Annotated in this window: 24 protein-coding genes; 15 read left to right on the forward strand and 9 right to left on the reverse strand. The window is 72.8% G+C overall.

Features of this window, described 5'->3' with window-relative positions; genetic code table 11:
- Nucleotides 1-194: 194 nt before the first annotated feature.
- The 8 genes from OG294_RS30890 (at nucleotide 195) to OG294_RS30925 (ending at nucleotide 8,801) form a co-directional block, all read left to right on the forward strand.
- The gene (locus OG294_RS30890) at nucleotides 195-974 is read left to right on the forward strand and encodes a TetR/AcrR family transcriptional regulator (protein WP_327069838.1); all 780 of its coding nucleotides are present in this window, start codon (nucleotides 195-197) and stop codon (nucleotides 972-974) included.
- Between the two features lie 177 nt (nucleotides 975-1,151).
- Complete coding sequence (locus OG294_RS30895; RefSeq protein WP_327069839.1) at nucleotides 1,152-1,802, forward strand: DUF6230 family protein; 651 nt, start codon at nucleotides 1,152-1,154, stop codon at nucleotides 1,800-1,802.
- Nucleotides 1,803-2,046: 244 nt separating this feature from the next.
- The gene (locus OG294_RS30900) at nucleotides 2,047-2,382 is read left to right on the forward strand and encodes a DUF6114 domain-containing protein (protein ID WP_329587813.1); all 336 of its coding nucleotides are present in this window, start codon (nucleotides 2,047-2,049) and stop codon (nucleotides 2,380-2,382) included.
- A 130-nt stretch (nucleotides 2,383-2,512) separates the two neighbouring features.
- Nucleotides 2,513-2,800 (forward strand): hypothetical protein, encoded by a 288-nt coding sequence (locus OG294_RS30905; protein ID WP_327069840.1) that lies wholly within the window; start codon nucleotides 2,513-2,515, stop codon nucleotides 2,798-2,800.
- A 102-nt stretch (nucleotides 2,801-2,902) separates the two neighbouring features.
- Nucleotides 2,903-4,729, forward strand: a complete 1,827-nt coding sequence (gene glmS, locus OG294_RS30910; protein WP_327069841.1) for a glutamine--fructose-6-phosphate transaminase (isomerizing) — start codon at nucleotides 2,903-2,905, stop codon at nucleotides 4,727-4,729.
- Between the two features lie 171 nt (nucleotides 4,730-4,900).
- Entirely contained in the window at nucleotides 4,901-5,707 is an 807-nt protein-coding gene (locus OG294_RS30915) for an SAM-dependent methyltransferase (protein ID WP_327069842.1), read from the forward strand.
- On the forward strand, nucleotides 5,704-7,809 hold the full coding sequence (locus OG294_RS30920) for a putative bifunctional diguanylate cyclase/phosphodiesterase (protein ID WP_327069843.1): 2,106 nt from the start codon (nucleotides 5,704-5,706) through the stop codon (nucleotides 7,807-7,809). Before OG294_RS30915 ends, OG294_RS30920 begins: the two co-directional genes overlap by 4 nt.
- Nucleotides 7,810-7,955: 146 nt before the next feature.
- A complete protein-coding gene (locus OG294_RS30925) occupies nucleotides 7,956-8,801 on the forward strand; it encodes a trypsin-like serine peptidase (protein WP_442789370.1) in 846 nt (281 codons plus the stop codon).
- A 21-nt stretch (nucleotides 8,802-8,822) separates the two neighbouring features.
- Here OG294_RS30925 and OG294_RS30930 read toward each other — a convergent pair whose 3' ends face one another.
- Entirely contained in the window at nucleotides 8,823-9,281 is a 459-nt protein-coding gene (locus tag OG294_RS30930; protein ID WP_327069844.1) for an Lrp/AsnC family transcriptional regulator, read from the reverse strand.
- A gap of 86 nt (nucleotides 9,282-9,367) precedes the next feature.
- On the opposite strand from OG294_RS30930, the gene OG294_RS30935 reads away from it, so the two are divergent.
- On the forward strand, nucleotides 9,368-9,994 hold the full coding sequence (locus OG294_RS30935; protein ID WP_327069845.1) for a LysE family translocator: 627 nt from the start codon (nucleotides 9,368-9,370) through the stop codon (nucleotides 9,992-9,994).
- 95 nt (nucleotides 9,995-10,089) lie between these two features.
- Nucleotides 10,090-11,760, forward strand: a complete 1,671-nt coding sequence (locus tag OG294_RS30940) for a hypothetical protein (protein ID WP_327069846.1) — start codon at nucleotides 10,090-10,092, stop codon at nucleotides 11,758-11,760.
- 16 nt (nucleotides 11,761-11,776) lie between these two features.
- Here the strand turns inward: OG294_RS30940 and OG294_RS30945 are convergent, their stop codons facing one another.
- A complete protein-coding gene (locus OG294_RS30945; RefSeq protein WP_327069847.1) occupies nucleotides 11,777-12,394 on the reverse strand; it encodes a TetR/AcrR family transcriptional regulator in 618 nt (205 codons plus the stop codon).
- Nucleotides 12,395-12,503: 109 nt separating this feature from the next.
- Here OG294_RS30945 and OG294_RS30950 point away from each other — a divergent pair, with 109 nt between their 5' ends.
- The 3 genes from OG294_RS30950 to OG294_RS30960 are packed head-to-tail and all read left to right on the forward strand — an operon-like array spanning nucleotide 12,504 to nucleotide 15,003.
- Nucleotides 12,504-13,259 carry an SDR family oxidoreductase gene (locus OG294_RS30950; RefSeq protein WP_327069848.1) on the forward strand — a complete coding sequence of 252 codons (756 nt, stop codon included), beginning with the start codon at nucleotides 12,504-12,506 and terminating at the stop codon, nucleotides 13,257-13,259.
- Nucleotides 13,256-14,050 carry an SDR family oxidoreductase gene (locus OG294_RS30955; RefSeq protein ID WP_327069849.1) on the forward strand — a complete coding sequence of 265 codons (795 nt, stop codon included), beginning with the start codon at nucleotides 13,256-13,258 and terminating at the stop codon, nucleotides 14,048-14,050. The genes OG294_RS30950 and OG294_RS30955 overlap by 4 nt, the downstream gene beginning before the upstream one ends.
- Nucleotides 14,047-15,003, forward strand: coding sequence for an NADPH:quinone oxidoreductase family protein (locus tag OG294_RS30960; RefSeq protein WP_327069850.1), 957 nt, complete (start codon nucleotides 14,047-14,049; stop codon nucleotides 15,001-15,003). Before OG294_RS30955 ends, OG294_RS30960 begins: the two co-directional genes overlap by 4 nt.
- A gap of 78 nt (nucleotides 15,004-15,081) precedes the next feature.
- On the opposite strand, the gene OG294_RS30965 is transcribed toward OG294_RS30960, so the two are convergent.
- From OG294_RS30965 to OG294_RS30985, 5 genes are all read right to left on the reverse strand, one after another.
- On the reverse strand, nucleotides 15,082-16,110 hold the full coding sequence (locus OG294_RS30965; RefSeq protein WP_327069851.1) for an acyl-CoA dehydrogenase family protein: 1,029 nt from the start codon (nucleotides 16,108-16,110) through the stop codon (nucleotides 15,082-15,084).
- Entirely contained in the window at nucleotides 16,107-17,288 is a 1,182-nt protein-coding gene (locus tag OG294_RS30970) for an acyl-CoA dehydrogenase family protein (RefSeq protein WP_327069852.1), read from the reverse strand. The genes OG294_RS30965 and OG294_RS30970 overlap by 4 nt, the downstream gene beginning before the upstream one ends.
- The gene (locus OG294_RS30975; RefSeq protein ID WP_327069853.1) at nucleotides 17,285-18,463 is read right to left on the reverse strand and encodes an acyl-CoA dehydrogenase family protein; all 1,179 of its coding nucleotides are present in this window, start codon (nucleotides 18,461-18,463) and stop codon (nucleotides 17,285-17,287) included. The genes OG294_RS30970 and OG294_RS30975 overlap by 4 nt, the downstream gene beginning before the upstream one ends.
- A gap of 5 nt (nucleotides 18,464-18,468) precedes the next feature.
- The gene (locus tag OG294_RS30980; protein ID WP_327069854.1) at nucleotides 18,469-19,467 is read right to left on the reverse strand and encodes a phosphotransferase family protein; all 999 of its coding nucleotides are present in this window, start codon (nucleotides 19,465-19,467) and stop codon (nucleotides 18,469-18,471) included.
- 129 nt (nucleotides 19,468-19,596) lie between these two features.
- Nucleotides 19,597-21,243, reverse strand: a complete 1,647-nt coding sequence (locus OG294_RS30985) for a purple acid phosphatase family protein (protein ID WP_327069855.1) — start codon at nucleotides 21,241-21,243, stop codon at nucleotides 19,597-19,599.
- Between the two features lie 287 nt (nucleotides 21,244-21,530).
- On the opposite strand from OG294_RS30985, the gene trpS reads away from it, so the two are divergent.
- Together trpS and OG294_RS30995 are read left to right on the forward strand one after the other, a co-directional pair.
- Nucleotides 21,531-22,532, forward strand: a complete 1,002-nt coding sequence (gene trpS, locus OG294_RS30990) for a tryptophan--tRNA ligase (RefSeq protein ID WP_327069856.1) — start codon at nucleotides 21,531-21,533, stop codon at nucleotides 22,530-22,532.
- A 327-nt stretch (nucleotides 22,533-22,859) separates the two neighbouring features.
- The gene (locus tag OG294_RS30995) at nucleotides 22,860-24,239 is read left to right on the forward strand and encodes a nucleobase:cation symporter-2 family protein (RefSeq protein WP_442789250.1); all 1,380 of its coding nucleotides are present in this window, start codon (nucleotides 22,860-22,862) and stop codon (nucleotides 24,237-24,239) included.
- A gap of 15 nt (nucleotides 24,240-24,254) precedes the next feature.
- Here the strand turns inward: OG294_RS30995 and OG294_RS31000 are convergent, their stop codons facing one another.
- Both OG294_RS31000 and OG294_RS31005 read right to left on the reverse strand, forming a co-directional pair.
- Nucleotides 24,255-24,737 (reverse strand): VOC family protein, encoded by a 483-nt coding sequence (locus tag OG294_RS31000; RefSeq protein ID WP_327069857.1) that lies wholly within the window; start codon nucleotides 24,735-24,737, stop codon nucleotides 24,255-24,257.
- Nucleotides 24,738-25,063: 326 nt separating this feature from the next.
- Complete coding sequence (locus tag OG294_RS31005) at nucleotides 25,064-25,447, reverse strand: hypothetical protein (protein WP_327069858.1); 384 nt, start codon at nucleotides 25,445-25,447, stop codon at nucleotides 25,064-25,066.
- Nucleotides 25,448-25,563: the final 116 nt, after the last annotated feature.

A 25,563-nucleotide genomic window follows, 5' to 3' on the forward strand; every position in this document is an offset into this window, starting at 1 on the left:
CCCGGTGGGGGGCGTCGCGAGCGGGCCGATCGATCCGTGGCACGGGCCGCTCGCCGGCGTCGCCGTGAGCGGATCGCAACAGCGCCGCAATATTGGAAACCTGGGAAGGTTCTAAACCCGGCTCAGGCCAACGTCAAGGGATGGTGCGTAAGTTGCAGATAAATCTTGAAGCAGGTGACGTTCCGGAAGACGCCGTGCTCCCCGGTACCCGCAGTGGTCGCGACCCGGCCCGCTCCATCCGGCGCGGCCCCAGCCGGGTGCCGCCGGAGGTGGTGGCGGCCACCCAGCGCGACCGGCTGCTGGACGGCGTGGTGCACACGGTGGCCGCCTACGGCTACGCCGGTGCCCGGGTGAGCGACATCTGCCAGGCCGCCGGGGTGACCAGGCCGGTCTTCTACGAGCAGTTCAGCGGCAAGGAGGAGGCGTTCCTGGCCGCCCACCGGCACGGCACCGCCGTGGTGATCCGGCGGATGGAGGAGGCCGTCGGGGCGTGCGGCGACTGGTGCGAGGGGGTGTACGCGGCGCTGCGGGTGGTGCTGGCGATCCTCGCCGAGGTGCCCGCCTTCGCGACCCTGGCCGTGGTGGAGGTGGACGCGGTGGGGCCGGCGGGACGCCTGGTGCGCGAGCAACTGCGGGTGCGGCTGAGGCGGTTGTTCGCCGAGTGCCCCGCGCCGCCGGCCCCGGTCTCCGGTGAACTGCTGGTGGACAGCGTGGTGGGCGGGATCTACGCCAACCTCTACCGCTACATCGCCGCCGGCCGGCACGCCGAACTCCCCGGCCTGCTCCCCACCCTGGCGCACTTCGCGATCGCGGCCTTCGTCGGCCCCGTCGAGGCGACGCGGCGGCTGGCGCGGGCCGAGGCGGCCGGGGCGGGCTGGAGAAAACCCGTTCTTCCGTGCGTGCTCGACGGCCCCGGAGGATCGATTCGTGTCGGGTCGGTGAGTGGTTCGGCCGCGACGCGCGCGAAGTCTTGACCCTCTGCTTACCCCGAGGTAACTTCCAGGCACTACCACGTCAACGGCCAAGATCACCAAATCCTCTGCCAGGGACGGAAACTGATCGGCAATCAGGCCACTCGCCGTGGGAGTCGTCCGCGCCAGGACGCCGTGCAAAGCGATCACAGGTCTCCCACTCGTCTCCCTGGAGTATTCATGGTCCCGTCCGCAGAGATACCCGACGAGGCGTCCGGCGCCGTCGCCGCGACACCCGCCCCGCGCGGCCGGGTCCGGCTGCGCCGCGCGGCCCTGATGGCGATACCGGCCTGCGTGGCCGGCGGCGTGCTGATGGCGCTGACCGCCCAGGGCGTGCTCGCCGCCCAGTTCCAGATCTCCGGTATGGCCTTCACCGTCACCGCCACCTCGCTGGACGGCAACGGCTTCGAGCAGTTCGGCGGCCTCGACACGATGCTCAAGGGCAATCCGGCCGGCAAGGCGAACGGCGGCCAGCAGGTGGTGGCGGTCTCCGTGATCCAGGACGGGAAGCTGACCAACCTGTGCCAGAGCGTCAACCTGGGCGGCACCAACCTGAAGATCACGGCCGGTGACAACGGCACCCCGGTCTCGGCCGAGAACCTGACCACCGACTCCGACACGATGAGCGGTGACGCGAACTTCTCGAACATCGAGGTCGGCGGTGACGCCAGCACCTTCACCGACGCAGGCGTCAAGGGCCCGATGTACTCCTTCGGCCAGCAGGCGACCCACGTGACCATCAACAACCTGCGGCAGCACAACTACGCCACCACGGCGGGCTCGTTCACCCTGCCCAACCTGCACCTGAGCTTCAGCTCGCAGGGTTGCTGAGATGACGGACGACCTTCCGGCGGGGGCCTCCACGCCCCCGCCGGCGGTTCCGCACCCGCAGCCGTCGCCCGAGGAGAGACCGCTGGACGCCGAGCCGCCGACCACCGAGGCGCCGACCACCGAGCTGCCCGTGGCCGCCGCTGAGGCGGCACCGCCACCTGCCGTCGAGCCGCCCGCTGCCGCGCCGCAGCGCCCGCGCCGCTCCTTCAAGGCCTGGCGCGGCCGCCGCCCGTTCTGGGGCGGGCTGCTGACCACGCTGGCGGGAGCCGAGATCCTGGTCACCGAGAAGGCGCCGCTGCCGGTCGTCCTGCACGTCGGCATGATGGGGCTGGCGGCCTACCTGGTCCCGAGCGTCCTCGTGCTCTGCGGCCTGCTGCTGCTCTTCAACCCGTCCCAGCGGCTCTTCTACTCGATCCTGGCGATCCTGGCCACCCTGGCCACCTGGGTCACCTCCAACCTGGGCGGCTTCCTGATCGGCATGCTGCTGGGCCTGATCGGCAGCAGTCTGGCCTTCGGCTGGGCGCCCGAGCAGCCGGCCCGCCGCAAACTGTTCCGCCGCGACCACTCGGTCTCCGCGTAGCCCCGCCCGGTGCGCCCTGGCCGCCGCTCACCCGGCTGACACCCAGGTTTCGACCGGAAAGCTGAGAATCCTGCCCGCTATCGGGCAGGATTCTTTGTTTTTTCAGCCGGTCCACCTAGGCTCACGCTCCGTGCCCACTTCACCGCAGCCAACCCAGCCGCTCTTCGCCGACCTGCTGGCGCACCTCACCCGGACCAGCGTGCTGGGCCCGGCCGAGGCCGCGCGGGTGGTCGCGGAGGTGCTGGCGTACTTCTCCGAGACCACGCCCGAGTTCGTCCAGCGCCGGCACGGGGAGCTGCAGTCCCGTGGGCTGACCAACGACCAGAGCTTCGCCCGGATCGCCGAGGAGCTGGCCGCCCGCCGGGTGGTCGCCCCGGAGCTCTCGGCCCGCCAGCTGCGCCGCCTCGTCTACGGCTGACCCGCAGGCGCCGCGCCGCCGGGTCCACCCTCACCCGCGCGGCCCGCGGCCCGGCCCGCGTCTCGTCCCACCCGTCCCTCCACCCTCAGGAGCCATGTCCCCATGTGCGGAATCGTTGCCTACATCGGCCCCAAAGACGCCACCCCGTTCCTGCTCGAAGGTCTGCAGCGGCTGGAGTACCGCGGCTACGACTCGGCCGGCGTCGCCGTCACCGGCAAGGGCGGCGGCCTGAAGGTGCGCAAGACCAAGGGCCGGGTCGCCGACCTCGCCGCCGCCGTGCCGGCCCGGTTCAAGGGCAGCACCGGCATCGGCCACACCCGCTGGGCCACCCACGGCGAGCCGAGCGACACCAACGCCCACCCGCACCTGGACAACGCGGGCCGGATCGCCGTGGTGCACAACGGGATCATCGAGAACGCCGACCAGCTGCGCGAGAAGCTGATCGCCGACGGCGCGGTCTTCGCCTCGGAGACCGACACCGAGGTGCTGGTCCACCTGATCGCCGCGCACGCCGCCGCGGGCGCCGAGCTGGAGGAGGCGGTGCGCGCCGCGCTCGCCCTGGTGGTCGGCACCTACGGCATCGCGGTGGTCGACGCCGAGCAGCCCGACCGGATCGTGGTGGCCCGCAACGGCAGCCCGATCGTGCTCGGCATCGGCGAGAAGGAGATGTTCGTCGCCTCCGACGTGTCCGCCCTGGTCCGCTACACCCGCCAGGTGGTGCACCTGGAGGACGGCGAGCTGGCGGTGATCCGCGCCGACGGCTTCCGCACCTTCACCGAGGACGCGCGCCCGACGAACCGTCAGCCCTCCACCGTGGACTGGGAGATCGACTCCTACGACACCGCCGGGCACTCGCACTTCCTGATCAAGGAGATCCACGAGCAGCCCGCCGCCGTCGAGCGCACCCTCAGCGGCCGGCTGAACGAGCGCTTCGCCACCGCGCACCTGGGCGGCCTCAACATGGACGCCCGCGAGCTGCGCGACATCCGCCGGGTGAAGATCATCGGCTGCGGCTCCGCCTACTACGCGGGGCAGATGGGTGCCCAGCTGATCGAGGAGCTGGCCCGGATCCCCGCCGACAGCGAGCCCGCCTCCGAGTTCCGCTACCGCAACCCGGTGATCGAGGCCGACACCCTCTACGTCGCGGTCAGCCAGTCCGGCGAGACCTACGACACGCTGGCCGCCGTCCAGGAGGTCAAGCGCAAGGGCGGCCGGGTGCTCGGCGTGGTCAACACCGTCGGCAGCGCCATCGCCCGTGCCTGCGACGGCGGCATCTACCTGCACGCGGGCCCGGAGATCTCGGTGGCCTCCACCAAGGCCTTCACTTCCACGGTGGTCGCCTTCGCCCTGCTGGCCCTGCACTTCGGCCGGATCAACGACCTCTCGCCGGCCGACGGGCGCCGGATCGTCGAGGGGCTCAAGGCGCTGCCCGGGCAGATCCGCGAGATCCTCGAGCACGAGAAGGAGATCGCCGACCTGGCGGCCGAGTACGCCGACTGCCAGGGCATGATGTTCATCGGCCGGGTGCGCGGCTACCCGGTGGCCCGCGAGGGCGCGCAGAAGCTCAAGGAGATCAGCTACGTGCACGCCGAGGCCTACCCGGCCTCCGAGCTCAAGCACGGCCCGCTGGCCCTGATCAGCCCCGACCTGCCCACCGTGGCGCTGCTGCCGGACGACGAGCTGCTCGACAAGAACCTCACCACGCTGGGGGAGATCCGGGCCCGGGCCGGGCGGGTGCTGGCCGTCGCGCACCGGACCCCGGACGCCAAGTTCGCCAACCACACGGTGCTGGTCCCCAGGAACGAGCCCGAGCTGGACCCGCTGCTGCTCAACATCCCGCTCCAGCTGCTCGCCTACCACGCGGCCGTGGCGCTGGAGCGCGACGTCGACAAGCCGCGCAACCTGGCCAAGTCGGTCACCGTCGAGTAGTCCCCGGAGCAGCCCGCAGCTCCCCGCCGGACCCCTGCCGTCGACCGACGGCAGGGGTCCGGCCTGCTGTTGCGGGGCCCCGCGGGGGTGGCCGTACGGTTGCGGTAGGCCCTGGGTTCATAGGATGATCTTTGTGCCTCTTGTCTATTTCTGTGTCGAAAGGGGTCCCTGATGCGGCGACCACCGTGGGTGCCCGAGGACATGGATCTTGACCGGCCCGCCGCGGCCCGCGTCTACGACTACTACCTGGGGGGCTCGCACAACTTCGCGGCGGACCGCGAGATGGCCCGCAAGGCGATCACCATGTGGCCGGACCTGCCGCTGATCATGCGCGCCAACCGGGCCTTCCTGCGCCGTTCCGTCACGTTTCTGGCCGAACGCGGCTTCACCCGTTTCCTGGACATCGGCTCCGGCATCCCGACCTTCGGCGCGGTGCACGAGGTGGCCCGGGAGATCCAGCCGGACAGCCGGGTGGTCTACGTCGACAAGGACCCGGTGGCCGTCGCGCACAGCCGCCTGCTGCTCCAGGACGACCCGCTGAGCACCGTGGTCGACGCCGACCTCACCGACCCCGCGGGCCTGCTCGCCCGCCCCGAGGTGGCCGAGCTGCTGGGCGCGGGCGAGCCCGTCGCGCTGCTGCTGGTCGCGGTGCTGCACTTCGTCACCGACGAGCAGGACCCCGAGGGCATCCTGGCCACCCTGCGCGCCGCGCTGCCGCCGGGCAGCGCGCTGGCCATCTGCCACGCCTCGCTGGAGGGCGCCCAGGACCAGGCCGCCACCCACCAGGACCTCTACAACCGCACGCCCACCCCGCTGACCATGCGCTCGCTGGACCGGATCACCGGCTTCTTCGACGGCTTCGAGCTGCTCGACCCCGGCGTGGTCTACCTGCCGCAGTGGCACCCGGACGAGCCGACGGCGGTCGGCGAGAACCCGGAGCGGATGGTCGGTCTGGCGGGCGTGGGGCTCTTGAAGTGACCGCGCCGCCGCCGGAGGGCGACAGAGCAGCCGCCGCCGGGACCACCGACCCGGAGCAGTGGGCGCGGCTGCTCAACAGCAGCCAGGGCGCGGCGATGCACCCGGGCGCCCTGAACCGGCTGGTCGCCGAGGTGATCGAGCTGCTGCTGGACTCCCAGCGCGCCGAGCCGCTGGACCCGGGCCCGGCCGCCGAGGCCGGCGCGCTGCTGGTCGAGTCGCACTTCACCGACCCCGAGCTGCTGGCCAAGGCGATCGTGCTGCTGGCCGACGGCCAGGCGCACCCGCGCGGCGCCGAGCTCTCCGGCGCCTTCGCGGCCGGCTGGGCCGCGGCGCTGCGCGAGCGCACCCTGCACGAGCAGGAGGCGATCCGGCTGGCCGCCGACGCCGCCCGCCGGGAGGCCGAGCGGGCGCTGCGCGAGTCGGAGGCCCGGTTCCGGGCACTCTTCGAGAGCGCCGCGATCGGCATCGGCATCGGCGACGTCGAGGGAACCATCCTGGCGGCCAACAAGGCGCTGCAGAACCTCTTCGGCGCCCGCCCCGAGGACATCCAGGGCCGGCGGGTCAACGACCTGGTGCACCCGGAGGACACCCCGGGGGTCTGGGAGGCCTACGAGGAGCTGGTCAGCGGCAAGATCGAGCACTTCTCGATCGACAAGCCGTACTACCGCCAGGACGGCGAGGTGATCTGGACCCACCTGACCGTCTCGCTGATCCGCGACGACGACGGCGCCCCGGTCTACCAGGTGGCGATGCTGGAGGACATCACCGACCGCTACCGCCTGCAGGAGCGGCTGCGCCACCAGGCCACCCACGACCCGCTGACCGGCCTGCCCAACCGCTCGGCCTTCTTCGAGCGGCTGGAGGCGCTGTTCGACACGCCCGAGCCCGGCGCCAGGTTCGGCCTGTGCTACGTCGACCTCGACGGCTTCAAGGTGGTCAACGACTCGCTGGGCCACGAGATGGGCGACCAGCTGCTGGCCGCGGTGGCGCTGCGCCTGGAGGCGGCGCTGCGCCCGCTGGGCCACCTGGTGGCGCGGCTGGGCGGCGACGAGTTCGTGGTGCTGCTGGAGGACTGCCGGGGCGAGCAGGAGGCGGTGGCCGCCGCCAAGACGGTGCTGGCCGCGCTCGCCAAGCCGGTGCCGATCGACGGGCACCGGCTGGCGATCGGCGCCAGCGTCGGCGTGCTGGAGCGGCCGGTGGCGGCGACCACGCCGATGGCCGCGGTGCGGGCCGCCGACCTGACCCTGTACCGGGCCAAGGAGGAGGGCCGCGGGCGCTGGACGCTCTTCGACCCGCAGCGCAACGCCCGCGCGGTGAGCCGCTACGCGGTCTCGGTGCGGATGCCGGTCGCCCTCGACCGCGGCGAGTTCTTCATCGACTACCAGCCGCTGTGCCTGCTGGCCGACGGCTCGCTCTCGGCGGTGGAGGCGCTGGTGCGCTGGCGCCACCCGCAGCTGGGGGTGCTCGGCCCGGACGAGTTCATCGGCACCGCGGAGGAGACCGGCCTGATCATGCCGCTGGGCCGCTGGGTGCTGGAGCAGGCCTGCGGCCAGGGCGCCGACTGGGTACGGCAGTTCGGTGACCGGGCGCCGCAGGTCAACGTCAACCTGGCGGTGCGCCAGGTGCGCAACGCCGGGCTGGTCACGGACATCGACCGGATCCTGCGGGACACCGGCCTGGACCCCAAGCAGCTGCAGCTGGAGATCACCGAGAGCGCCGTGGTCGGCCCGGAGGACTCCTCGCTGCGGGCGCTGCACTCGCTGGTGGACATGGGCGTCTCGCTGGCGGTGGACGACTTCGGCACCGGCTGGTCCAACCTCGCCTACCTGCGTGATCTGCCGGTCTCCGGGCTGAAGATCGCCGGCTCCTTCGTCCAGGACCTCAAGGACTCCGGGCGCGAGCAGGTGCTGGGCTGGCGGATCGTGGGCGGGCTGGTCTCGCTGGCGCACACGCTGGGGCTGTCGGTCACCGCCGAGGGCGTGGAGAACGCCGACCACGCGGAGCGGCTGCGCTCGATGGGCTGCGACCGGGCGCAGGGCTGGCACTTCGGGCGGCCGATGCGGCCCGAGGAGGTCGCGCGCCGGATCATCGACCCGGCCTGAGGCCCGACCCGCCGGCCCCAACTCACCTGCGCCCAAGGGAATCCGGGGCACGGCGGGGTGCCGGATCCCTTGACAACTGTCATGTCCAGGCCAAATTTGCGGGACCCCCACAGCTGAGGAGTCCCGCCGTGCAGATCTCCCGCGCCCTGCCCAAACCCCTGGCCGCCGCGGCGGTCGCCGCCCTGCTCGGCGGCGCGAGCGCGCTGGCCGGCGCGGCGCCCGCCGGTGCTGCCACCCCGGCCCACGCCCCCGCGGTGACCGTGAGCTTCGCCGGCACCGTCGCGCTGGACGACTGCTCCGGCTCGGTGGTCCGACTGCCCAACTCCCAGGCCGGCGACCCCGCGTTGGTGCTCACCAACGGCCACTGCCTGGAGACCGGCATGCCGGATCCCGGTCAGGTGATCGTCAACCAGCCGTCGAGTCGCACGTTCACCCTGCTGAACGCCTCGGGCCGGGGCGTCGCCACGCTGCGCGCGAGCAAGGTCGTCTACTCCACCATGACCGACACCGATGTGACGCTCTATCAGCTGGGCACCAGCTACGCGTCGATCCAGCAGCGCTACGGCATCAGCCCGTTGACCATATCGCCGGACCACCCGACGGCCGGCGCCTCGATCAAGGTGGTCTCCGGCTACTGGAAGACCACCTACTCGTGCTCGATCGACGGCTTCGTCTACCAGCTCCACGAGGGCGACTGGGTCTGGAAGGACTCGGTCCGCTACACCTCCACCTGCAACACCATCGGCGGCACCTCGGGCTCGCCGGTGATCGACACCAGTACCGGTCTGCTGGTCGCGGTCAACAACACCGGCAACGAGGACGGCGAGACCTGCACCGTCGACAACCCCTGCGAGGTCGACCAGAACGGCAATGTGACGGTCCATCAGGGCACCAACTACGCCGAGGAGACCTACCTGCTGGACGCCTGCTTCGATCCCGGCAACAAGCTCGACCTCGGCCTGCCCGGCTGCGTGCTGCCCCAGCCGCAGTAGCTGCGGTGCGCCGGGCCCGGCTCAGGCCCCGGTCGGGATGCCCTCGTCCGGGCGGACCAGCTTGAGCGGCAGGTGCGAGTTGACCTGGGCGATCCCCGGCAGCCCGCAGAGCACCTCGGTGTGGAAGCGCTCGTAGGCGGCCAGGTCGGCCACGGCGACCCGGAGCAGGTAGTCCGGGTCGCCGAACAACCGGTGCGCCTCCACCACCTCGGGCAGCGCCGCCACCTGCCGCTCGAACTCGGTGACCGTCGGCTTGTCCTCCTGGCGCATCACCACGGTCACGAAGGCCTGGAGGCCGAGGCCGAGCGAGGCTCCGTCCAGCAGTGCGCGGTAGCCGCGGATCACCCCGTCCTGCTCCAGCTGGCGCACCCGGCGCAGGCAGGGTGAGGGGGTCAGCCCCACCCGATCGGCCAGCTCGGCGTTGCTGAGACGCCCGTCCTGCTGGAGTTCGCGCAAGATTCTGCGGTCGATGCGGTCCATGGCGCACTATCCTGCCATGCTCGCCGGTGGAGCCGCATGAACGGGGCATCGGCTGCTAGCGCCACTCCGCTAGCGTCGCCCCCATCATGGACACGCACCTGCTCCTGCTCTTCCTCGGCGTCGACCTGCTGCTGGTCTGCACCCCCGGTCCCGACTGGCTCTACGTGGTCGCCCGCAGCCTCGGCCAGGGCCGCCGCACCGGTCTGACCGCGGTCGCCGGCATCTGCGCCGGCTACGCCGTGCACACCCTGCTCGCGGCTGCCGGCCTGGCCGCCGCGCTGCGCGCGATACCCGCGGCGCTGCCCGCGCTGCGCTACGTCGGCGCCGCCTACCTGGTGCTGATCGCGGTCAACATGCTGCGTGCCGCCCGCCGCGGCACCCCCGCCCTGGCCGCCTCCGCCGCCGGCCGCTCGACCGCCGCCGTGCTGCGGCAGAGCCTGCTGACCGCACTGCTCAACCCCAAGGGCCTGCTGCTCTACCTCTCCCTCATCCCGCAGTTCATCTCCCCGCACGCCGCGCTGCCGATCGGCGGCCAGGTGGCCGTGCTCGGCGCCTTCAACATCCTGGCCTGCGCGGGCATATACGGCGCGGTGGCACTGCTCGCCGGCCGCGCCGGCGGCTCGCTGGCAGGCTCCGAACAGGGCGCCCGCCGCGTCTCCACCGCCTCGGCCGTCCTGCTGCTCGCCGTGGCCGCGGTGACCGCCACGACGTAGGGCTTGCCGGACAAGCCCTGGCAACCTGGTCAAGTCCCGGTGCTTCCAGGCGGATTACTGGTCGGGCGGTCCGTGTCCTGACAGACTCTGCTCGCGTGGACACCAGTACCTACCGGATGGTCGTCACCAGCGGACTCGACCACCTCGGCAGCTGCGCCGTCGCCGACGAGCGGCTGCGCGGCTGGCTGGGCGAGGCCGGCTACGACACCGGCGCCGCGGCGGACGGGCCCGGGCGGGTCCGCCTCGCGCCGGGGGCCTGGCTGGACGCCGATGCCGAGGCCGACCGCACCGGCGCGTACACCCGTTGGCGCCTGCGGGAGAGCGGTCCCGAGGGGCTGCGGCAGACCACGCTGCTGGTCCGGGCCAGGCCAGGGGCGGCCACGCCCCGGGTGTGCCTGACGGCCGAGCAGCTGCCCGCCGCGCCCGGTGCCCGTCCCGGCTGGTCCGAGGCGCCGACGCTGGTTGGCCCGCTGCTGGCGGGGTTGGCGGCCCGCGACGGCCGGGTGGCGGTCACCGCGGGGCCGCGCCCGCTCGGGCCGGCGGACCTCGACCGGTTGCTGGCCGAACTGCGCGACCCGGAGCGGCGGTTGCCGATCGTGCTGCTCGCCACCGCGCCCCCGGCGGCCGAGGCGCTGACCCGCCACCTGCCGGGCCTGGCGGTCTGCTACCTGCTGACCCCCGAGGCCCGGGCCGCCGTCAACCAGGCGCTCGCCCACCACCAGGTGCCCAGCGGCGGAGCCCGCAGCTACCTGCCCGGCGTCGAGCCGGACCAGGCGGCCGACGGGTTCCGGCACCCCGCAATGCCGCGCCCCGGACTCGGCGAGGACCTGGAGCGGGTCGGCCGCCTGCTGGCCCGGCTGCCCAGGCGGCTGGCCGCCCGTGCCCCGCTGCCCGCCGAGCTGGCCACCGTCCCCGCGCTGCACGGCCGCCCGCAGCCGCCCGCCGTCGCGAGCCGGGCCGAGCTGGAGCGGCTGCGCGAGGAGAACGCGCTGCTGAACGGGCTGCTGGAGGAGGCCGGCCACGAGGAGAGCGCGCGGCGCGGGGAGATCGGCGAGCTGCGCCAGGAGCTGCGCGCCCAGGAGGAGCACGCCTTCGAGCTGAGCGTCGAGCTCGCCGAGCAGGCCGAGGAGCTGCGGCGCACCAGCGCCCAGCTGCGCGACCTGCGGCGCGGGCCGGCCGATCCGCACCAGGCCGATCCGCACCAGGCCCGCCCGGCCCCGTGCGCCCACCCGGCCCCGTACGCCGACCCCGCCCCGCACCCCGCGCACGGCAACCCGGGCGGCTTCGCGGCGCTGCTGGAGCGGATCGCCGAACTGTCCGAGCTGCGCTTCACCGGCAGCCGCCGGATCACCGTGGAGCTGGACGCCCAGGTGCTCGGCCCGCACTGGGCCGCCACCGCCTGGGACGCGCTGCTGGCCCTGCAGGACTACGCGCGGGCCCGCCGCGAGGGGGCGCCGGTGCGCGACTTCCTGCACTGGTGCCGGGAGACCCCGGCGGGCGGCCACCGGTTCCCGCCCGGCAAGGTGGTGCGCGACGAGTCGCCGCAGACCGCCGGGCGCCGCAGCTGGCGCCGGCAGCGCACCTTCCCGGTGCCGGTGGCGGTGGACCCGAGCGGCGCCGCCTTCATGGGCGCCCACCTGCGGATCGGCGCGGGCAACAGCAAGGCGCCGCGGCTGCACTTCCTGGACGACAGCCCGCACGGCGGCCGGATCTACCTCGGCTACCTCGGCCCGCACCTCGCCAACACGCTCAGCGCCGGGATCTGAGGACCTGGGCGGCGGGTCAGTCGAGCCGAGCGCCCAGCATCCGCAGCACCAGGTCGCCGTAGCGGGTGCCCAGCTCCTCGGGGCTCTCGCTGCTGCGCTCGTTGTACCAGCGGGCGACGTCGATGCCGAGCGAGGTGACGGCGCGGGCCGCGGTGCGGGTCTCGACGACGCTGAAGTGGCCGGCCGCCACGCCCTCCTCGATCAGCTGCTTGACCGACTCCTCGATCCGCCGGCGCAGCTCGGCGACCTCGGCGAAGTCCGCCTCGGGCAGCGCGCGCAGCTCGTAGTTGACGATCCGGCCCACCGTGTGGCCGCGCGCGTGCCAGGCGGTGAACTCCTCGACCAGCTGCCGCATCCGGGAGCGCGGGTCGCCCTCGCCCGCCACCGCCTGCTCCACCAGGGCCAGGGTGGCCGCGTGTCCGTGCCGGCTGATCTCGGCGAGCAGCGCGGCCTTGGAGGGGTAGTGGATGTAGAGCGCGGCCGGGCTCATCCCGGCGGCGGTGGCGATGTCGCGGGTGGTGGTGGCGTGGAAGCCGCGGGAAGCGAAGGAGTCGACGGCGGCGAGCAGCAGTCGGCGCGCGGCCTCGGGGCGCTCCCCGGGCCACAGCTCGGCCAGGTGCTGCGCGGTGGTCATGGGCGACATCCTCGCACGGGCGGCGCGCTGTTCCCGGCGCCGGAGTGTTGACAGTGTGCCCCGGGGCCCAGATGCTAAGCAAGCGCTTAGTTACTAGTTGAGGACGGCCATGACGCTTTCGTTCAAGGGACAGGTGGCCGTGGTCACCGGTGCGAGCCGGGGCATCGGCCTGGCAATCGCGCGCGAGCTCGTCGCCCACGGGGCCCGGGTCTGCATCACCGCCCGCAACCCCGAGCCGCTCGCCGAGGCGGTCAAGGACCTCGGCGGTCCCGAGCACGCCATCGCGGTGGCCGGCAAGGCGGACGACCCCGAGCACCAGCAGGCCACGGTGGACCAGGTGATGGCGGCCTTCGGCCGGCTCGACCTGCTGGTCAACAACACCGGGATCAATCCGATCTTCGGCCCGGTGCTGGAGACCGATCCGGCCGCCGCCGCCAAGATCCTGGCCGTCAACGTGCTCGCACCGCTCGCCTGGACCAGGCTCGCCCACCGGGCCTGGATGGGCGAGCACGGCGGCGCGGTGGTCAACGTCTCCTCCATCGCGGGCCTGCGCACCTCGCCGGGCATCGGGATGTACGGGGTCAGCAAGGCCGCGCTCTCCCGGCTCACCATGGAGCTGGCCGGCGAACTCGGACCGGACATCCGGGTCAACGCGGTGGCGCCCGCCGTGGTCAAGACGAAGTTCGCCGAGGCGCTGTTCAGCGGGCGCGAGGAGGAGGCGGCGGCGCCCTACCCGCTCAAGCGGCTCGGCGTGCCGCAGGACGTGGCGGGTGCGGTGGCCTTCCTGCTCTCCGAGGACGCGGCCTGGATCACCGGGCAGACCCTGGTGCTGGACGGCGGCGTGACCCTGGGCGGCGGGCTGTGACGGCGCGGCCCGGTGGCCCGCTGAGCGGCCGGCGCTGCGTGGTGACCGGCGCCGGGCGCGGGATCGGCGCGGCGCTGGCCGAGGCCTTCGTGGCCGAGGGGGCCCAGGTGGTGGTCAACGACCTGGACGCCGAGGCGGCCCGGGCGACCGCCGCCCGGCTGGGCGCGGTGGCCGTGCCCGGCGACGCGGCGAGCCGCGAGGGCGTGGCGGCGCTGATCACGGCGGCCCGCGCCGAGCTCGGCGGCATCGACGTGTACTGCGCGAACGCCGGGGTCGGCACCAGCGGGGGCGCGGACGCGCCCGAGTCCGCCTGGAGCGCGGCCTGGGAGGTCAACGTGATGGCCCACGTCCGGGCCGCCGAGCTGCTGCTGCCCGAGTGGCTGGAGCGCGGCGAGGGCCGCTTCCTCGCCACCGTCTCGGCCGCCGGCCTGCTCACCATGCTCGGCTCGGCGCCCTACTCGGTCAGCAAGCACGCCGCGCTCGCCTTCGCCGAGTGGCTCTCCGCCACCTACCGGCACCGCGGCGTGCGGGTGCACGCGCTCTGTCCGCAGGGCGTGCGCACCAAGATCCTCGAGGAGGCGGGCGCGGTGGGCGAGGCGCTGATGGGCGCCACCGCCCTGGAGCCCGCGGCGGTGGCCCAGGACGTGCTGCGGGCGATCGCCGAGGAGCGGTTCCTGATCCTGCCGCACCCCGAGGTGGCCGCCTACTACGCCAACCGCGCCACCGATCCGGACGGCTGGCTGGGCGCGATGAACCACCTGCAGCGCAAGATCGTGGAGGGGCAGGCATGAGGGCGTGGCAGGTGGGCGAGTTGGGGCTGCCGCGCGAGGTGATGCGGCTGGTCGAGGACGCGCCGGTGCCCGTCCCGGGTGAGCACCAGGTGCTGGTGAAGGTGCGGGCGGCGGCGGTCAACTTCCCGGATGCGCTGATGTGCCTGGGGATGTACCAGGTGAAGCCGCCGCTGCCGTTCACCCCGGGCGTCGAGCTCTGCGGCGAACTGCCCTCCGGCGAGCTGGTGATCGGCAATCCGGTGGCCGGCACGGGCGCGTTCGCCGAGTACGCGCTGCTGGACGAGCGCGCGCTCTTCGCGGCACCCGCGGCGCTGGACGAGGCGCAGGCCGCCGCGCTGCACATCGGCTACCAGACGGCCTGGTTCGCGCTGCACCGCCGGGCCGCGCTGCGGGCGGGGGAGACCCTGCTGGTGCACGCGGCGGCCGGTGGCGTCGGCAGCGCGGCCGTGCAGCTGGGCAGGGCGGCCGGGGCCCGGGTGATCGGCGTGGTCGGTGGTGCCGAGAAGGCCGCCGTGGCCAAGGAGTTGGGCTGCGACCTGGTCGTCGACCGGACGGCCGAGGACTTCGTGGCCGCCGTCAAGGAGGCCACCGGCGGGCGCGGCGCGGACGTGGTCTTCGACCCGGTGGGCGGCGACGCCTACACCGGCTCGACCCGGTGCGTCGCCTTCGAGGGCCGCATCGTGGTGGTCGGCTTCGCCAGCGGCAGCATCCCGACGCCCGCGCTCGGGCACCCGCTGGTGAAGAACTACTCGGTGCTCGGGCTGCACTGGGGCCTCTACGCCACCAAGGACCCGGCGGCGGTGCGGGCCGCCCACCAGGAGCTGACCGAGCTGGCGCAGGCCGGCCTGGTGCGCCCGCTGGTGAGCGAGCGGCTGGCCTTCGAGCAGGCGGCGGACGGCGTGCAGCGGGTCGCCGAGGGACGGACCACCGGGCGCGTGGTGATCCTGGTCTGAAGACCGGCGATGGACCGTCGATGCCCCGGGGAGCAGCTCCCCGGGGCATCGCCGTGCTCACCGTGCTCAACGCACGTGTCAGCCAGGCAGGTCCGCCAGCTCGGCCAGCCTGGCGCGGTGGTGGCCCGGCGTGCCGAGCGCCAGTTGGTCGGCCTTGGCCCGCTTGAGGTAGAGGTGGGCCGGGTGCTCCCAGGTCATCCCGATCCCGCCGTGCAGCTGGATGCACTCCTCGGCGGCCCGCACCGCGACCGTGCCGCAGTGCGAGGCGGCCACCGCGACCAGCAGCGGCGCGTCCGCCGCCCCGCTCGCCAGCGCGTCGGCTGCCGCCCGGGCGGCGGCGCGGGCGCCGACCACCTCCAGCCAGAGGTCCGCCAGACGGTGCTTGAGCGCCTGGAACGAGCCCAGCGGGCGGTTGAACTGCCGCCGCTCGCGCAGGTATGCGACCGTGCTGCTCAGGCACCACTCGGCGATCCCCAGCTGCTCGGAGGCGAGCAGCCCGGCCCCGGTGAGCAGCGCCCGCTCCAGCACCGTCGGGTCCTCGGTGACCAACTCGCCCGGGGCGTCGTCGAGGACGACGTCCGCCAGCGGCCGGGTCAGGTCCAGTGAGGTGCGCGGCACGACGGTGAAGCCGCGCTCCACCACCCACAGCGATCCGCCCGCCGCCGGCACCACCAGCAGGTCGGCGGTGAGCGCGTCGGCCACCGAGGTGACCCGCCCGGTCAGCCGGCCGCCCGTCGCCCGCACGCTCGGTGCCCCGCCCGAGAACGGCACCACCAAGGTCCCGGTCCGCTCGCCCGAGGCCAGTCGCCCGTCCTCGGCGCCGAGCGCCGCCGTCGCCAGCACCGCGCTGCCCAGGAACGCCGTGGGCGCCACCGAGCGACCCAACTCCTCCATCACCACAGCGACTTCGCGCAGCGAGCCGCCGGCCTGCGGATCCTGCAGCCCGGCCGCGCCCAGCTCCACCGCCAACGCCCGCCACAGCGCCGGGTCGTAGCCCTGGCCGGCCGAGACCCGGGCCAGCACCGCCTCGGCCGGGCTGCGGTCGTGCAGCAGGTCGCGCACGCTGGCCCGCAGCTCCTCCTCGATCTCCGAGTACAGCAGGTTCACCGGGACAGCTCCTTCCACGGGACGTCCTTGTCGGTGCGCGGCTCGGGCGGCAGGCCGAGCACCCGCTCGGCGATGATGGTGCGCAGGATCTCGCTGGTCCCGCCCTCGATCGAGTTGCCCTTGGCCCGCAGGTAGCGGTAGCCGGCCTCGCGGCCGTTGAAGTCCACGAGTTCGGGGCGGCGCAGCGTCCAGTCGTCGTAGCCCAGGCCCTCCTCGCCGAGCAGTTCGACCTCGAAGGCGGTCAATTGCTGGGCCAGCCGGGCGAAGCCGAGCTTGCCGCCGGCGCCCTCGGGCCCGGGCTGGCCGGCCGCCAGCTGCTGGCGCAGCCGCTCGCCGGTCAGCCGGAGCACCTCGGCGTCCACCCAGTGCTGCAGCAGCCGCTGGTGCAGCTCGGCGGTGCGCAACTCGGGCCGCTCGCGCCAGGTTTCGGCGACGATGCCGATCAGGCCGCCCTCCCGCGGGGTGCGCTGGCCGCCGATCGCCACCCGTTCGTTGTTCAGCGTGGTCGTGGCCACTCGCCAGCCCTCGCCGACGGCGCCGAGCCGGTCGGTGTCGGGGATCCGCACGTCGGTCAGGAAGACCTCGTTGAACTCCGCCTCGCCGGTGATCTGCCGCAGCGGGCGGACCTCCACACCGGGGTCGGTCATGTCGCAGACGAAGTAGGTGATGCCCTGGTGCTTGGGCACCGCCGGATCGGTGCGGGCGATCAGGATCGCCCAGCGCGCGGTGTGCGCGGAGGAGGTCCACACCTTCTGGCCGTTGACCAGCCAGCTGCCGTCGGCGTCGGGCACCGCGCGGGTGGCCAGCGCGGCCAGGTCGGAGCCGGCGCCGGGCTCGCTGAAGAGCTGGCACCAGACCTCCTCGCCGGTCCACAGCGGCCGCAGCCAGCGGTGCTGCTGCTCGGCGGTGCCGTAGCGCAGGATGGTGGGCGCCGCCATGCCCAGGCCGATGCCGATCCGGCGCGGGTCGTTGTCCGGCGCACCGGCGGCGGCCAGCTCGGCGTCCACCACGGCCTGCGACGCGCGCGGCGCGCCGAGGCCGCCCAGCCCGACGGGGAAGTGGACCCAGGCGAGGCCGGCATCGAACCGTGCGCGCAGGAAGTCGAGCCGGTCGACCTCCTGCGGCGGGTAGGCGGCCAGCAACTCCTGGACCCGCGCCCGCAGATCGTCCTCGCTCACCCCTGGTACCTCCTCAGCTCGCGGCGCGCCAGCGAGCGCCGGTGCACCTCGTCCGGTCCGTCGGCCAGCCGCAGTGTGCGGTTGCCCGCCCAGAGCTGGGCCAGCGGGGTGTCCTGGCTGACCCCCGCCGCGCCGTGCGCCTGCACGGCCTTGTCCAGGATCCACTCGACGGTCTGCGGGACCGCGATCTTGATCGCCTGGATCTCGGTGTGCGCGCCCTTGTTGCCCACGGTGTCCATCAGCCAGGCCGTCTTGAGCACCAGCAGCCGGGCCTGCTCGATCCGCACCCGGGACTCCGCGATCCAGTCCTGCACCACGCCCTGCGCGGCCAGCGGCTTGCCGAAGGCGACCCGCTCGGTGACCCGGCGGCACATCAGCTCCAGGGCCCGCTCGGCGATCCCGATCGCCCGCATGCAGTGGTGGATCCGCCCCGGGCCGAGCCGGGCCTGGGCGATCGCGAAGCCCGAGCCCGGCTCGCCGATCAGGTTGGCGGCCGGCACCCGGACGTCCTCGAAGAGCACCTCGGCGTGGCCGCCGTGGTCGCGGTCCTCGTAGCCGAAGACCGTCATCGCCCGCTTGACGGTGACGCCCGGGGTGTCGCGCGGCACCAGGATCATCGACTGCTGGCGGCGCGGGTCGCCGTGCGGGTCGGTCTTGCCCATCACGATGAAGATCCGGCAGTCGGGGTTCATCGCCCCGGTGATGTACCACTTGCGGCCGTTGACCACGTAGTCGCCGCCGTGCCGCTCGATCCGGGTCTCGATGTTGGAGGCGTCCGAGGAAGCCACCTCCGGCTCGGTCATCGCGAAGGCGGAGCGGATCTCGCCGTTGAGCAGCGGCTCCAGCCACTGCTTGCGCTGCGCCTCGTCGCCGAACTGCGCCAGCAGCTCCATGTTCCCGGTGTCGGGGGCCGCGCAGTTGACCGCGGCGGGCGCCAGCAGGATGCTGCGGCCGGTGAGTTCGGCGAGCGGCGCGTACTGCAGGTTGGGCAGCTCGCAGAAGAGGTTCCACAGGCCCTGCGCCCGTGCCTCCTGCTGGAGTTCGCGGACGACCGCCGGCGTCGACCAGTCCTCGTTGACGACCAGGCGCGACTCGGCGGGGTAGACGTGTTCGGTGAGGAAGGCCGAGAGCTGTTCGCGCAGCTCCTCGGTGCGGGCGTCGAAGGCGAAGTCCATGCGGGTCAGCGCTCCTTGAGTGCGGTCAGGCCGTGCGCGACGAAGAGCGGGACCAGCTCGCCGACCCGGTCGAAGCCGGCCCCGACGGTGCGCCCCTGGCCGTAGCGGAAGTGGATGCCCTCCAGCACCACGGCGAGCTTGAACGAAGCGAAGGCCACGTACCAGTCGACGGCGGCCACGTCCCGCCCGGAGCGGCCGGCGTAGCGGTCGATCAGCTCGGCGCCGGACGGGAAGCCGGGTGCCAGCGCGACGCCCGGGATCACCCCGGCGAACTCGGCGGCCAGTTCGGTGTACATCACCAGCAGCCCGAGGTCGGTGAGCGGGTCGCCGAGGGTGGACATCTCCCAGTCCAGCACGGCGGTGATCCGGTCGTCCGGGCCGACCAGCACGTTGTCCAGCCGGTAGTCACCGTGCAGCAGGGTGGGCGCGGGGGAGGGCGGCAGGGTCGCGTCGAGCTTGGTGGCCAGCTCGTCGATGCCGGCCACCTCGCGGCTGCGGGAGGCCGCCAGCTGCTTGCCCCAGCGCTGCACCTGCCGGGCCAGGAAGCCCTCCGGTCGTCCGAAGTCGGCCAGCCCGACTTCCTGCAGATCGACGCCGTGCAGCGCGACCAGCGTGTCCACCAGGTGGTCGGCCAGCGCGCGCACCCGGGCCGGGCCGAGCGCGGCCAGCGCCGCACTGTCGCGGTGCGCGGTGCCCTCGACGAACTCCATCAGGTAGAACGGCGCGCCGATCACCGACGGGTCCTCGGTCAGCCGCACCGCGCGCGGCACCGGGACGGGCGAGTCGGCGAGCGCGCCGATCACCCGGTACTCGCGGGCCATGTCGTGCGCGGTGGCCAGCACGTGCCCCAGCGGCGGGCGGCGCAGCACCCAGCGCCGCTCGCCGTCGGTCAGCCGGTAGGTCAGGTTGGAACGGCCGCCCTCGATCAGCTCGGCGCTCAGCGCTCCGGTGCCCAGGTGGGCCCGGAGGGCGGCGAGGTCGAGTCCGGGGGGATTGTCGGTCATGGCATCCTCGGCGAGAGTGGGACTGACTAAGCGCTTGCTTAGCCTCTCGCTCCTGGCGGGGGATGTCAACGAAAACAGCGGGGCCGCGCCCACCCGTGGTGGACGCGGCCCCTGGCTCCGCCGGACTTCTCAGTGCCCGTCGGAGCGCTTGCGGTGCAGCACGAAGCTCTCCATCGGGCTGATCGACCCGTCCGGCTGGGCCACCCGGTAGTAGGTGACGTGGATGCTGGTGGTGCCGCCCGGCTTGGTGCCCGGGTCCACGGTGAAGGCGGCGAAGCCGTAGGCGTGGTCCAGGTCCCGCACGCCGATCCACGGTGCGTCCTCGTGCACGTACACCGGTGTGCGCTTGCCGTTGGCGCCCACCGCGCCGACCCCGGTGATCACCTTGGCCTGGGCGGGCTTGAAGAACTGGCTGTTGCTCGGCGAGGAGTTGCCGCCGCCGCCCAGCACCATGTGCACGGTGCCCTGCGAGGTGTCCATCACGTCGGTGGCGGTGGAGACCGGGTTCGGCGTCAGCGTCTCCGAGCCGGAGACGGTGCCGCGCACCGGCAGCGAGCGCTCGTAGTCGTGCTCGTGGCCGCAGACCACCAGGTCCACCTGGTAGCGGTCGAAGAGCGGCCCCCACTGCTCGCGTACGCCGCGGTCGGCGCCGTTGGCGTCCGAGGAGCTGATGACGACCTGGTGCATGCAGACCACCACCCAGTCGATCGAGCGGTCGGCCCGGGCCTTGGCCAGGTCCTTCTCCAGCCAGGCGCGCTGGGCGCCGCCGCTGTAGCCGTGCACGTAGGCGTCGCCGGCGTCCTGGTAGGCCACGTCGTCGTTCTGCAGCACCACCACGTGCACCGAGCCGACCGTGAAGGAGTACCACAGGCCCTTGGTCTCGTCGTCCCCGCCGTTGTCCGGCAGGTCGAAGCGGGTCTGGAAGGCGGTGAAGCCGATCGGCCCGTTGGACTTCTCGTTCTCGTGGTTGCCGGCCGCCGGCATCCACGGGCGGTAGCGCGCCGAGCGGGTGTTGTTGGCGAAGAAGCCCTGCCAGGTGCGCAGCCGGTCCGGCGAGATGTTGGCGTAGCACAGGTCGCCGTTGAGCAGGTGGAAGAGCGGGTCGACCTGCTCGATGCCGGCCACGATGTCCGCCGAGGCGGGCGAGGCTATGCCGCTGGGCACCGAGGTGTAGCCGCCCTTGCCGTCCGGCTGCCAGGTGGTGTTCGGCACCGCCTGGTCGCCGAAGCTGGTGAAGGTGAACGGCTGCCGGCCGCGCGCGGCGGTGCGGAAGGTGCCGGCGTCCGGACGGCCGCCGTCGTGCAGGGCGACGTAGGTGTAGTAGGTGCCGGGCTTGAGGTTGGTCAGCCGCGCGTGGTGGGTGTGGACGACCCGGTTGCTGATGCCGTCGGTGTAGGTCCGGGTGTCGGCGGCCACGGTGTGGCCGAAGCCGCCCTCCAGCGTGCCGAAGCGCACCCGGGGGTTGCGGACCTGCCCGTCGGTGGTCCAGGAGACGCTCATCTGGCGGGTCGGGTCGGCGCCGAAGGTCAGGTGCAGCCCCTCGACCGCCGGTGCGCCGAGCGACTCGGGCCGGGTGAGCAGCAGCGGGGAGCCCTGGCCCTGATCGGGCGCGGCGCCCGCGCCCGACCCGTCGTCGGCCGACGCCTGCGTCGCACCGAGCAACGGCCCGGCGGTCAGCGCGGCACCGCCCACCCCGGCCGTCAGTCGCAGCGCGGCCCGCCGGCTCACGCTGCCGGCGCCACTGTGCTGCTCGGGGGCGTCATGGGACTGCTCCACGGAAACTCCTCGTCTGGGGGGTCGTTGACGGCCGTTCACGCTAGCGGCCGCCTACACCGCCCCGGTGAACGGAGTTCGGCGCCGCCCTGAACGCTTGGAGGGTCTGTCGGCGGGGGTTACAGTGGTTCCCATGCGCACGCCGATGCTCCCGATCAGCTGGTGGCCGTCCTAGGACGGCCGCGCATCCCGCATGCCCTGGGCCGTCCGGACGGACGGCCCTTCTGCTTGCTCCACCGCACGGGCCCACGCCGGACGGCCAACCCCGTGCCACCCCACAGGAGAAGCAGATGACCATCCAGCCCCGCCCGCGCGTGCTGACCGGCGACCGTCCCACCGGCCCGCTCCACCTGGGCCACTACTTCGGCTCGTTGCAGAACCGGGTCCGCCTGCAGGCCGAGGGCGCCGAGCTGTTCGTGGTGATCCCCGACTACCAGGTGCTCACCGACCGCGACGTGGCGGACCGACTCGCCGAGTACGTCGAGGAGTTGCTGCTCGACTACCTGGCGGTGGGGATCGACGGCGAGCGCGCGGTGATCTTCACACACAGCTCGGTGCCCGCCCTCAACCAACTGCTGCTGCCCTTCCTCTCGTTGATCAGCGCCGCCGAACTGCACCGCAACCCCACGGTCAAGGACGAGATCGCGCACTCGCGCCAGTCCCAGGTCAGCGGCCTGATGCTGACCTATCCGGTGCACCAGGCCGCCGACATCCTGTTCTGCAAGGCCGCCCTGGTCCCGGTCGGCCAGGACCAGCTGCCCCACCTGGAGGTCGCCCGCACCGTCGCCCGCCGCTTCAACGCCCGCTATCCACATGGTGGTTCGCCGCTCTTCCCGGAGCCACAGGCCCTGCTGTCGGCGCTGCCGCTGCTGCTCGGCACCGACGGCGGCAAGATGAGCAAGAGCCGCGGCAACGCGATCGCCCTGGGGGCCAGCGCGGACGAGACGGCCCGCCTGCTGCGCGGCGCCAGGACCGACACCGACCGCCGGATCGGGTACGACCCGCTGCGCCGCCCCGAGGTGGCCAGCCTGCTGCAACTGGCCGCCCTCTGCCAGGGCCGCGACCCGCAGTCGGTCGCCGAGGAGATCGGCGACGGCGGTGCGAGCGCCCTCAAGGCCGTGGTCATCGAGGCGGTCAACGAGTACCTGCGCCCGATCCGCGAACGCCGTGCCGCCCTCGAAGGCGACCGCGGCCACCTGCGCACGGTCCTGGCTCGCGGCAACGCCCGCGCCAACGAGGTCGCCGAGGCGACGCTGGCCGAGGTGACGCGGGCGATGGGGATGCGGTACTGAGCGCGCTTGGAGGAAGGTCCAAGAGTCCGGCTGGTCGTTGCCGATCCTGCAGGAGCTATTGACGAGCCGGGCCGGGCTTCCTAGATTCACTGCATCGCGGAAGTCGGCTTCCGCATCATGGAATTACGGAGCTCCTGAAACCTCTGGAGTTCCTGGAATTTCGCTCTGCTCGCCTGGGCCGGTCCTGTTCGCCGCAGGTACCGGTGGGCGGACGGCCGTCCCGCCGTCCGCCAGGGTCGTCCCAGCGTCACCGTGCTCCGTCCCGCACTTCGGTCGTCGTTCCCGGACCCGAAGCCACCATCGGTCAGATGTGGAGGGACCACAGTCATGGGCCGTCAGGACCTGGTGTCGCACCCGGACACCGCCGTCGCAGAACCGGACGTCGCCGCGCCGCCCGCCGTGCACCCCGTGGACGAAGTGCTGCCGCTCGGGCGGATGTCGGCGGTCGCGCTGCAGCACGTGGCCAGCATGTACGCGGGGGTCGCCGCGCCGCCGCTGATCATCGGTGGCGCGGTCGGCCTGACGCCGTCCCAGCTGACCACGCTGCTGGCCGCGAACCTCTTCGTCGCCGGCCTCGCGACCCTGCTGCAGACGCTCGGGGTGTGGCGGATCGGCTCGCGGCTGCCGTTCGTCAACGGCGTCTCGTTCGCCACCGTCTCGCCGGTGCTGGCCGTGGTGGCGGCGAAGCAGGGGGCCGCACTGCCGTTGATCTTCGGCTCCACCCTGGTCGCGGGGGTGGCCTGCTTCCTGCTGGCGCCGCTGCTCTGCCGACTGGTCCGCTTCTTCCCGCCGGTGGTCAGCGGCACCGTGATCACCCTGATCGGGGTCTCGCTGCTGCCGGTGGCCGGCAACTGGGCACAGGGCGGCGACTCGCACGCGCGGGGCTACGGCTCGCTGGGCAACCTCGGCCTCGCAGGGGTCACGCTGCTCGCCGTGCTGTTGCTCAACCGCTTCCTGCGGGGCTTCCTGCAGCGGATCGCGATCCTGTTCGGCCTGCTGATCGGCACCCTGGTGGCGATCCCGTTCGGCAGGGTGGACCTGCACGCGCTCGCCTCGCTGCCGTTCTTCGAGCTGCCGCACCCCTTCGCCTTCGGTGCGCCGCGCTTCGAGACCGCCTCGATCGTCTCGATGCTGGTGGTGATGCTGGTCGCGATGACCGAGTCCACCGCCGACATGATCGCGCTCGGCGAGGTGGTGGAGCGCCCCGCCGACGACCGCACGATCGCGGCCGGACTGCGCGCGGACGGGCTGGCCACCGCGCTCGGCGGGGCGCTCAACGGCTTCATCTGCTCGGCCTTCGCGCAGAACATCGGCCTGGTGGCGCTGACCAGGATCCGCAGCCGGTTCGTGGTGGCGCTCGGCGGCGCCTTCCTGATCGTGATGGGCCTGATGCCGGTGGTCGGCGGGCTGGTCTCGCTGGTCCCGCAGCCGGTGCTGGGCGGGGCCGGAGTGGTGCTCTTCGGCTCGGTGGCGGTGGCCGGACTGCGGACGCTGGGCAAGGCCGACCTGGCGGCCGGCTCCAACGCGCTGATCGTGGCGGTGAGTCTGGCGCTCGGGATCTTCCCGATCGCCTACCCGGACTTCTACCACGCCTTCCCGCAGCAGATCGCCACGATCCTGAGCTCGGGCATCTCGGCGGGCTGCCTGGCGGCGATCACGCTGAACCTGCTCTTCAACCACCTGGGGCGCCGGGCCGATCCCGCCTGAGGCCCGCCGTTCCGGTCAGCCGCCGTCGTAGGCCTTCTGCAGGGCGGCGATGTCGAGCTTGCCCATCTTGTACATCGCCTCGGTGGTCCGCACGGCCTTCACCGGGTCCGGGTCGCTGACCAGTTCGAGCAGCAGGGTCGGCACCACCTGCCAGGAGACGCCGTACTTGTCCTTCAGCCAGCCGCAGGGGCCCTCCTGGCCGCCGTTCTCACTCAGCCTGGTCCAGTAGTAGTCCACCTCGGCCTGGTCCGCGCAGCCGATCTGGAACGAGATGGCCTCGCTGAAGGTGAACTGCGGCCCGCCGTTGAGTCCCACGAAGCGCTGGCCGTTGATCTCGAACTCGACCGCCAGCACACTGCCGGCCGGCCCCGGTCCCGCCTCGGTGTACCGGCCGATCCGGCCCAGCTTCCCGCCCTTGAAGATCGACACGTAGTAGTTCGCCGCCTCCTCCGCCTGCCCGTCGAACCACAGGCACGTGGTGAATCCGTCGGTCGTCATGCCTACCTCCTCGCGTCCGGCCGTCTCCCCATCCTCGCGCGCACCGACGGGCGTCGCGACCGCGTCACTCCCGCGCGGGGCGGGACCGACCTGTCCGCCCCCGCAGCCGGGCCACCCCGTCGCGCTCCCGTACGCCCCTGGTCGCGGTCGCCGTCCCGCCGGCCCTTCGCCGACGGCACCCACGGCAGCCAGTCGCCCACCGGATCACCGAGCGAGGGACTGGGTTGTGGGGCATCGGGAGGCTTCTGCACGGATGGTGACGTGGGCTTCGCGATACGAAGAAGCCGCCTAGCGCAGAGGCGGCAGGCGGCTTCTGGATCCTCGGCTCAGGAGGCAAGCATCTCGATCTCTTTCTGGTGGTACTCCCCGGCGGTGTGTCGTGGAACCACAGCGGGCTCACCACCAGGTGAGAACGGCTCATTGGGCCAGTCCGGAGTTGCGTCTCCAGCAGCGTGAATAGCCGCGCGGATCGCTGTTTGAGCGTGCTCCAGGTTCCCAGGAGCGGTTGGACCTGTAACAGTCAGCTCCACGTCAACCGTCATGGCGTCTGCGTCCATGGCCACGCCGGCGTCACAGAGTCGCGGGTCGCACGCTTCAAGATCGAGTAGAGCATCCATCACGCGCTCAGCACTGTCAGAAAGCTCGTCGGCGCTCTCTGGTCCGACGACCTTGAAGGTCCAACGCACACTCGCTCGGAGATTCTCGTTCACGGGATCCCCTTCCAACATGGCTGACGCTTCCCCCAGCTAACCACGTTCTTCGCGTAGTCTGCCCCGCTAGGAGTCAAGTGATACCACCGCTTGTGTACTCCGCAGGGGCACTTCAG

The sequence above is a fragment of the Kitasatospora sp. NBC_01302 genome (assembly GCF_035976515.1).
GTDB lineage: Bacteria > Actinomycetota > Actinomycetes > Streptomycetales > Streptomycetaceae > Kitasatospora.

Coding starts and splice junctions, on each gene's coding strand:
- OG294_RS30895 (WP_327069839.1), top strand. CDS start 1,152: ATGGTCCCGTCCGCAGAGATACCCGACGAGGCGTCCGGCGCCGTCGCC.
- OG294_RS30930 (WP_327069844.1), bottom strand. CDS start 9,281: ATGGACCGCATCGACCGCAGAATCTTGCGCGAACTCCAGCAGGACGGG.
- OG294_RS30915 (WP_327069842.1), top strand. CDS start 4,901: ATGCGGCGACCACCGTGGGTGCCCGAGGACATGGATCTTGACCGGCCC.
- OG294_RS30945 (WP_327069847.1), bottom strand. CDS start 12,394: ATGACCACCGCGCAGCACCTGGCCGAGCTGTGGCCCGGGGAGCGCCCC.
- OG294_RS30995 (WP_442789250.1), top strand. CDS start 22,860: ATGGGCCGTCAGGACCTGGTGTCGCACCCGGACACCGCCGTCGCAGAA.
- OG294_RS30980 (WP_327069854.1), bottom strand. CDS start 19,467: ATGACCGACAATCCCCCCGGACTCGACCTCGCCGCCCTCCGGGCCCAC.
- OG294_RS30975 (WP_327069853.1), bottom strand. CDS start 18,463: ATGGACTTCGCCTTCGACGCCCGCACCGAGGAGCTGCGCGAACAGCTC.
- OG294_RS30935 (WP_327069845.1), top strand. CDS start 9,368: ATGGACACGCACCTGCTCCTGCTCTTCCTCGGCGTCGACCTGCTGCTG.
- glmS (WP_327069841.1), top strand. CDS start 2,903: ATGTGCGGAATCGTTGCCTACATCGGCCCCAAAGACGCCACCCCGTTC.
- OG294_RS31000 (WP_327069857.1), bottom strand. CDS start 24,737: ATGACGACCGACGGATTCACCACGTGCCTGTGGTTCGACGGGCAGGCG.
- OG294_RS30950 (WP_327069848.1), top strand. CDS start 12,504: ATGACGCTTTCGTTCAAGGGACAGGTGGCCGTGGTCACCGGTGCGAGC.
- trpS (WP_327069856.1), top strand. CDS start 21,531: ATGACCATCCAGCCCCGCCCGCGCGTGCTGACCGGCGACCGTCCCACC.
- OG294_RS30960 (WP_327069850.1), top strand. CDS start 14,047: ATGAGGGCGTGGCAGGTGGGCGAGTTGGGGCTGCCGCGCGAGGTGATG.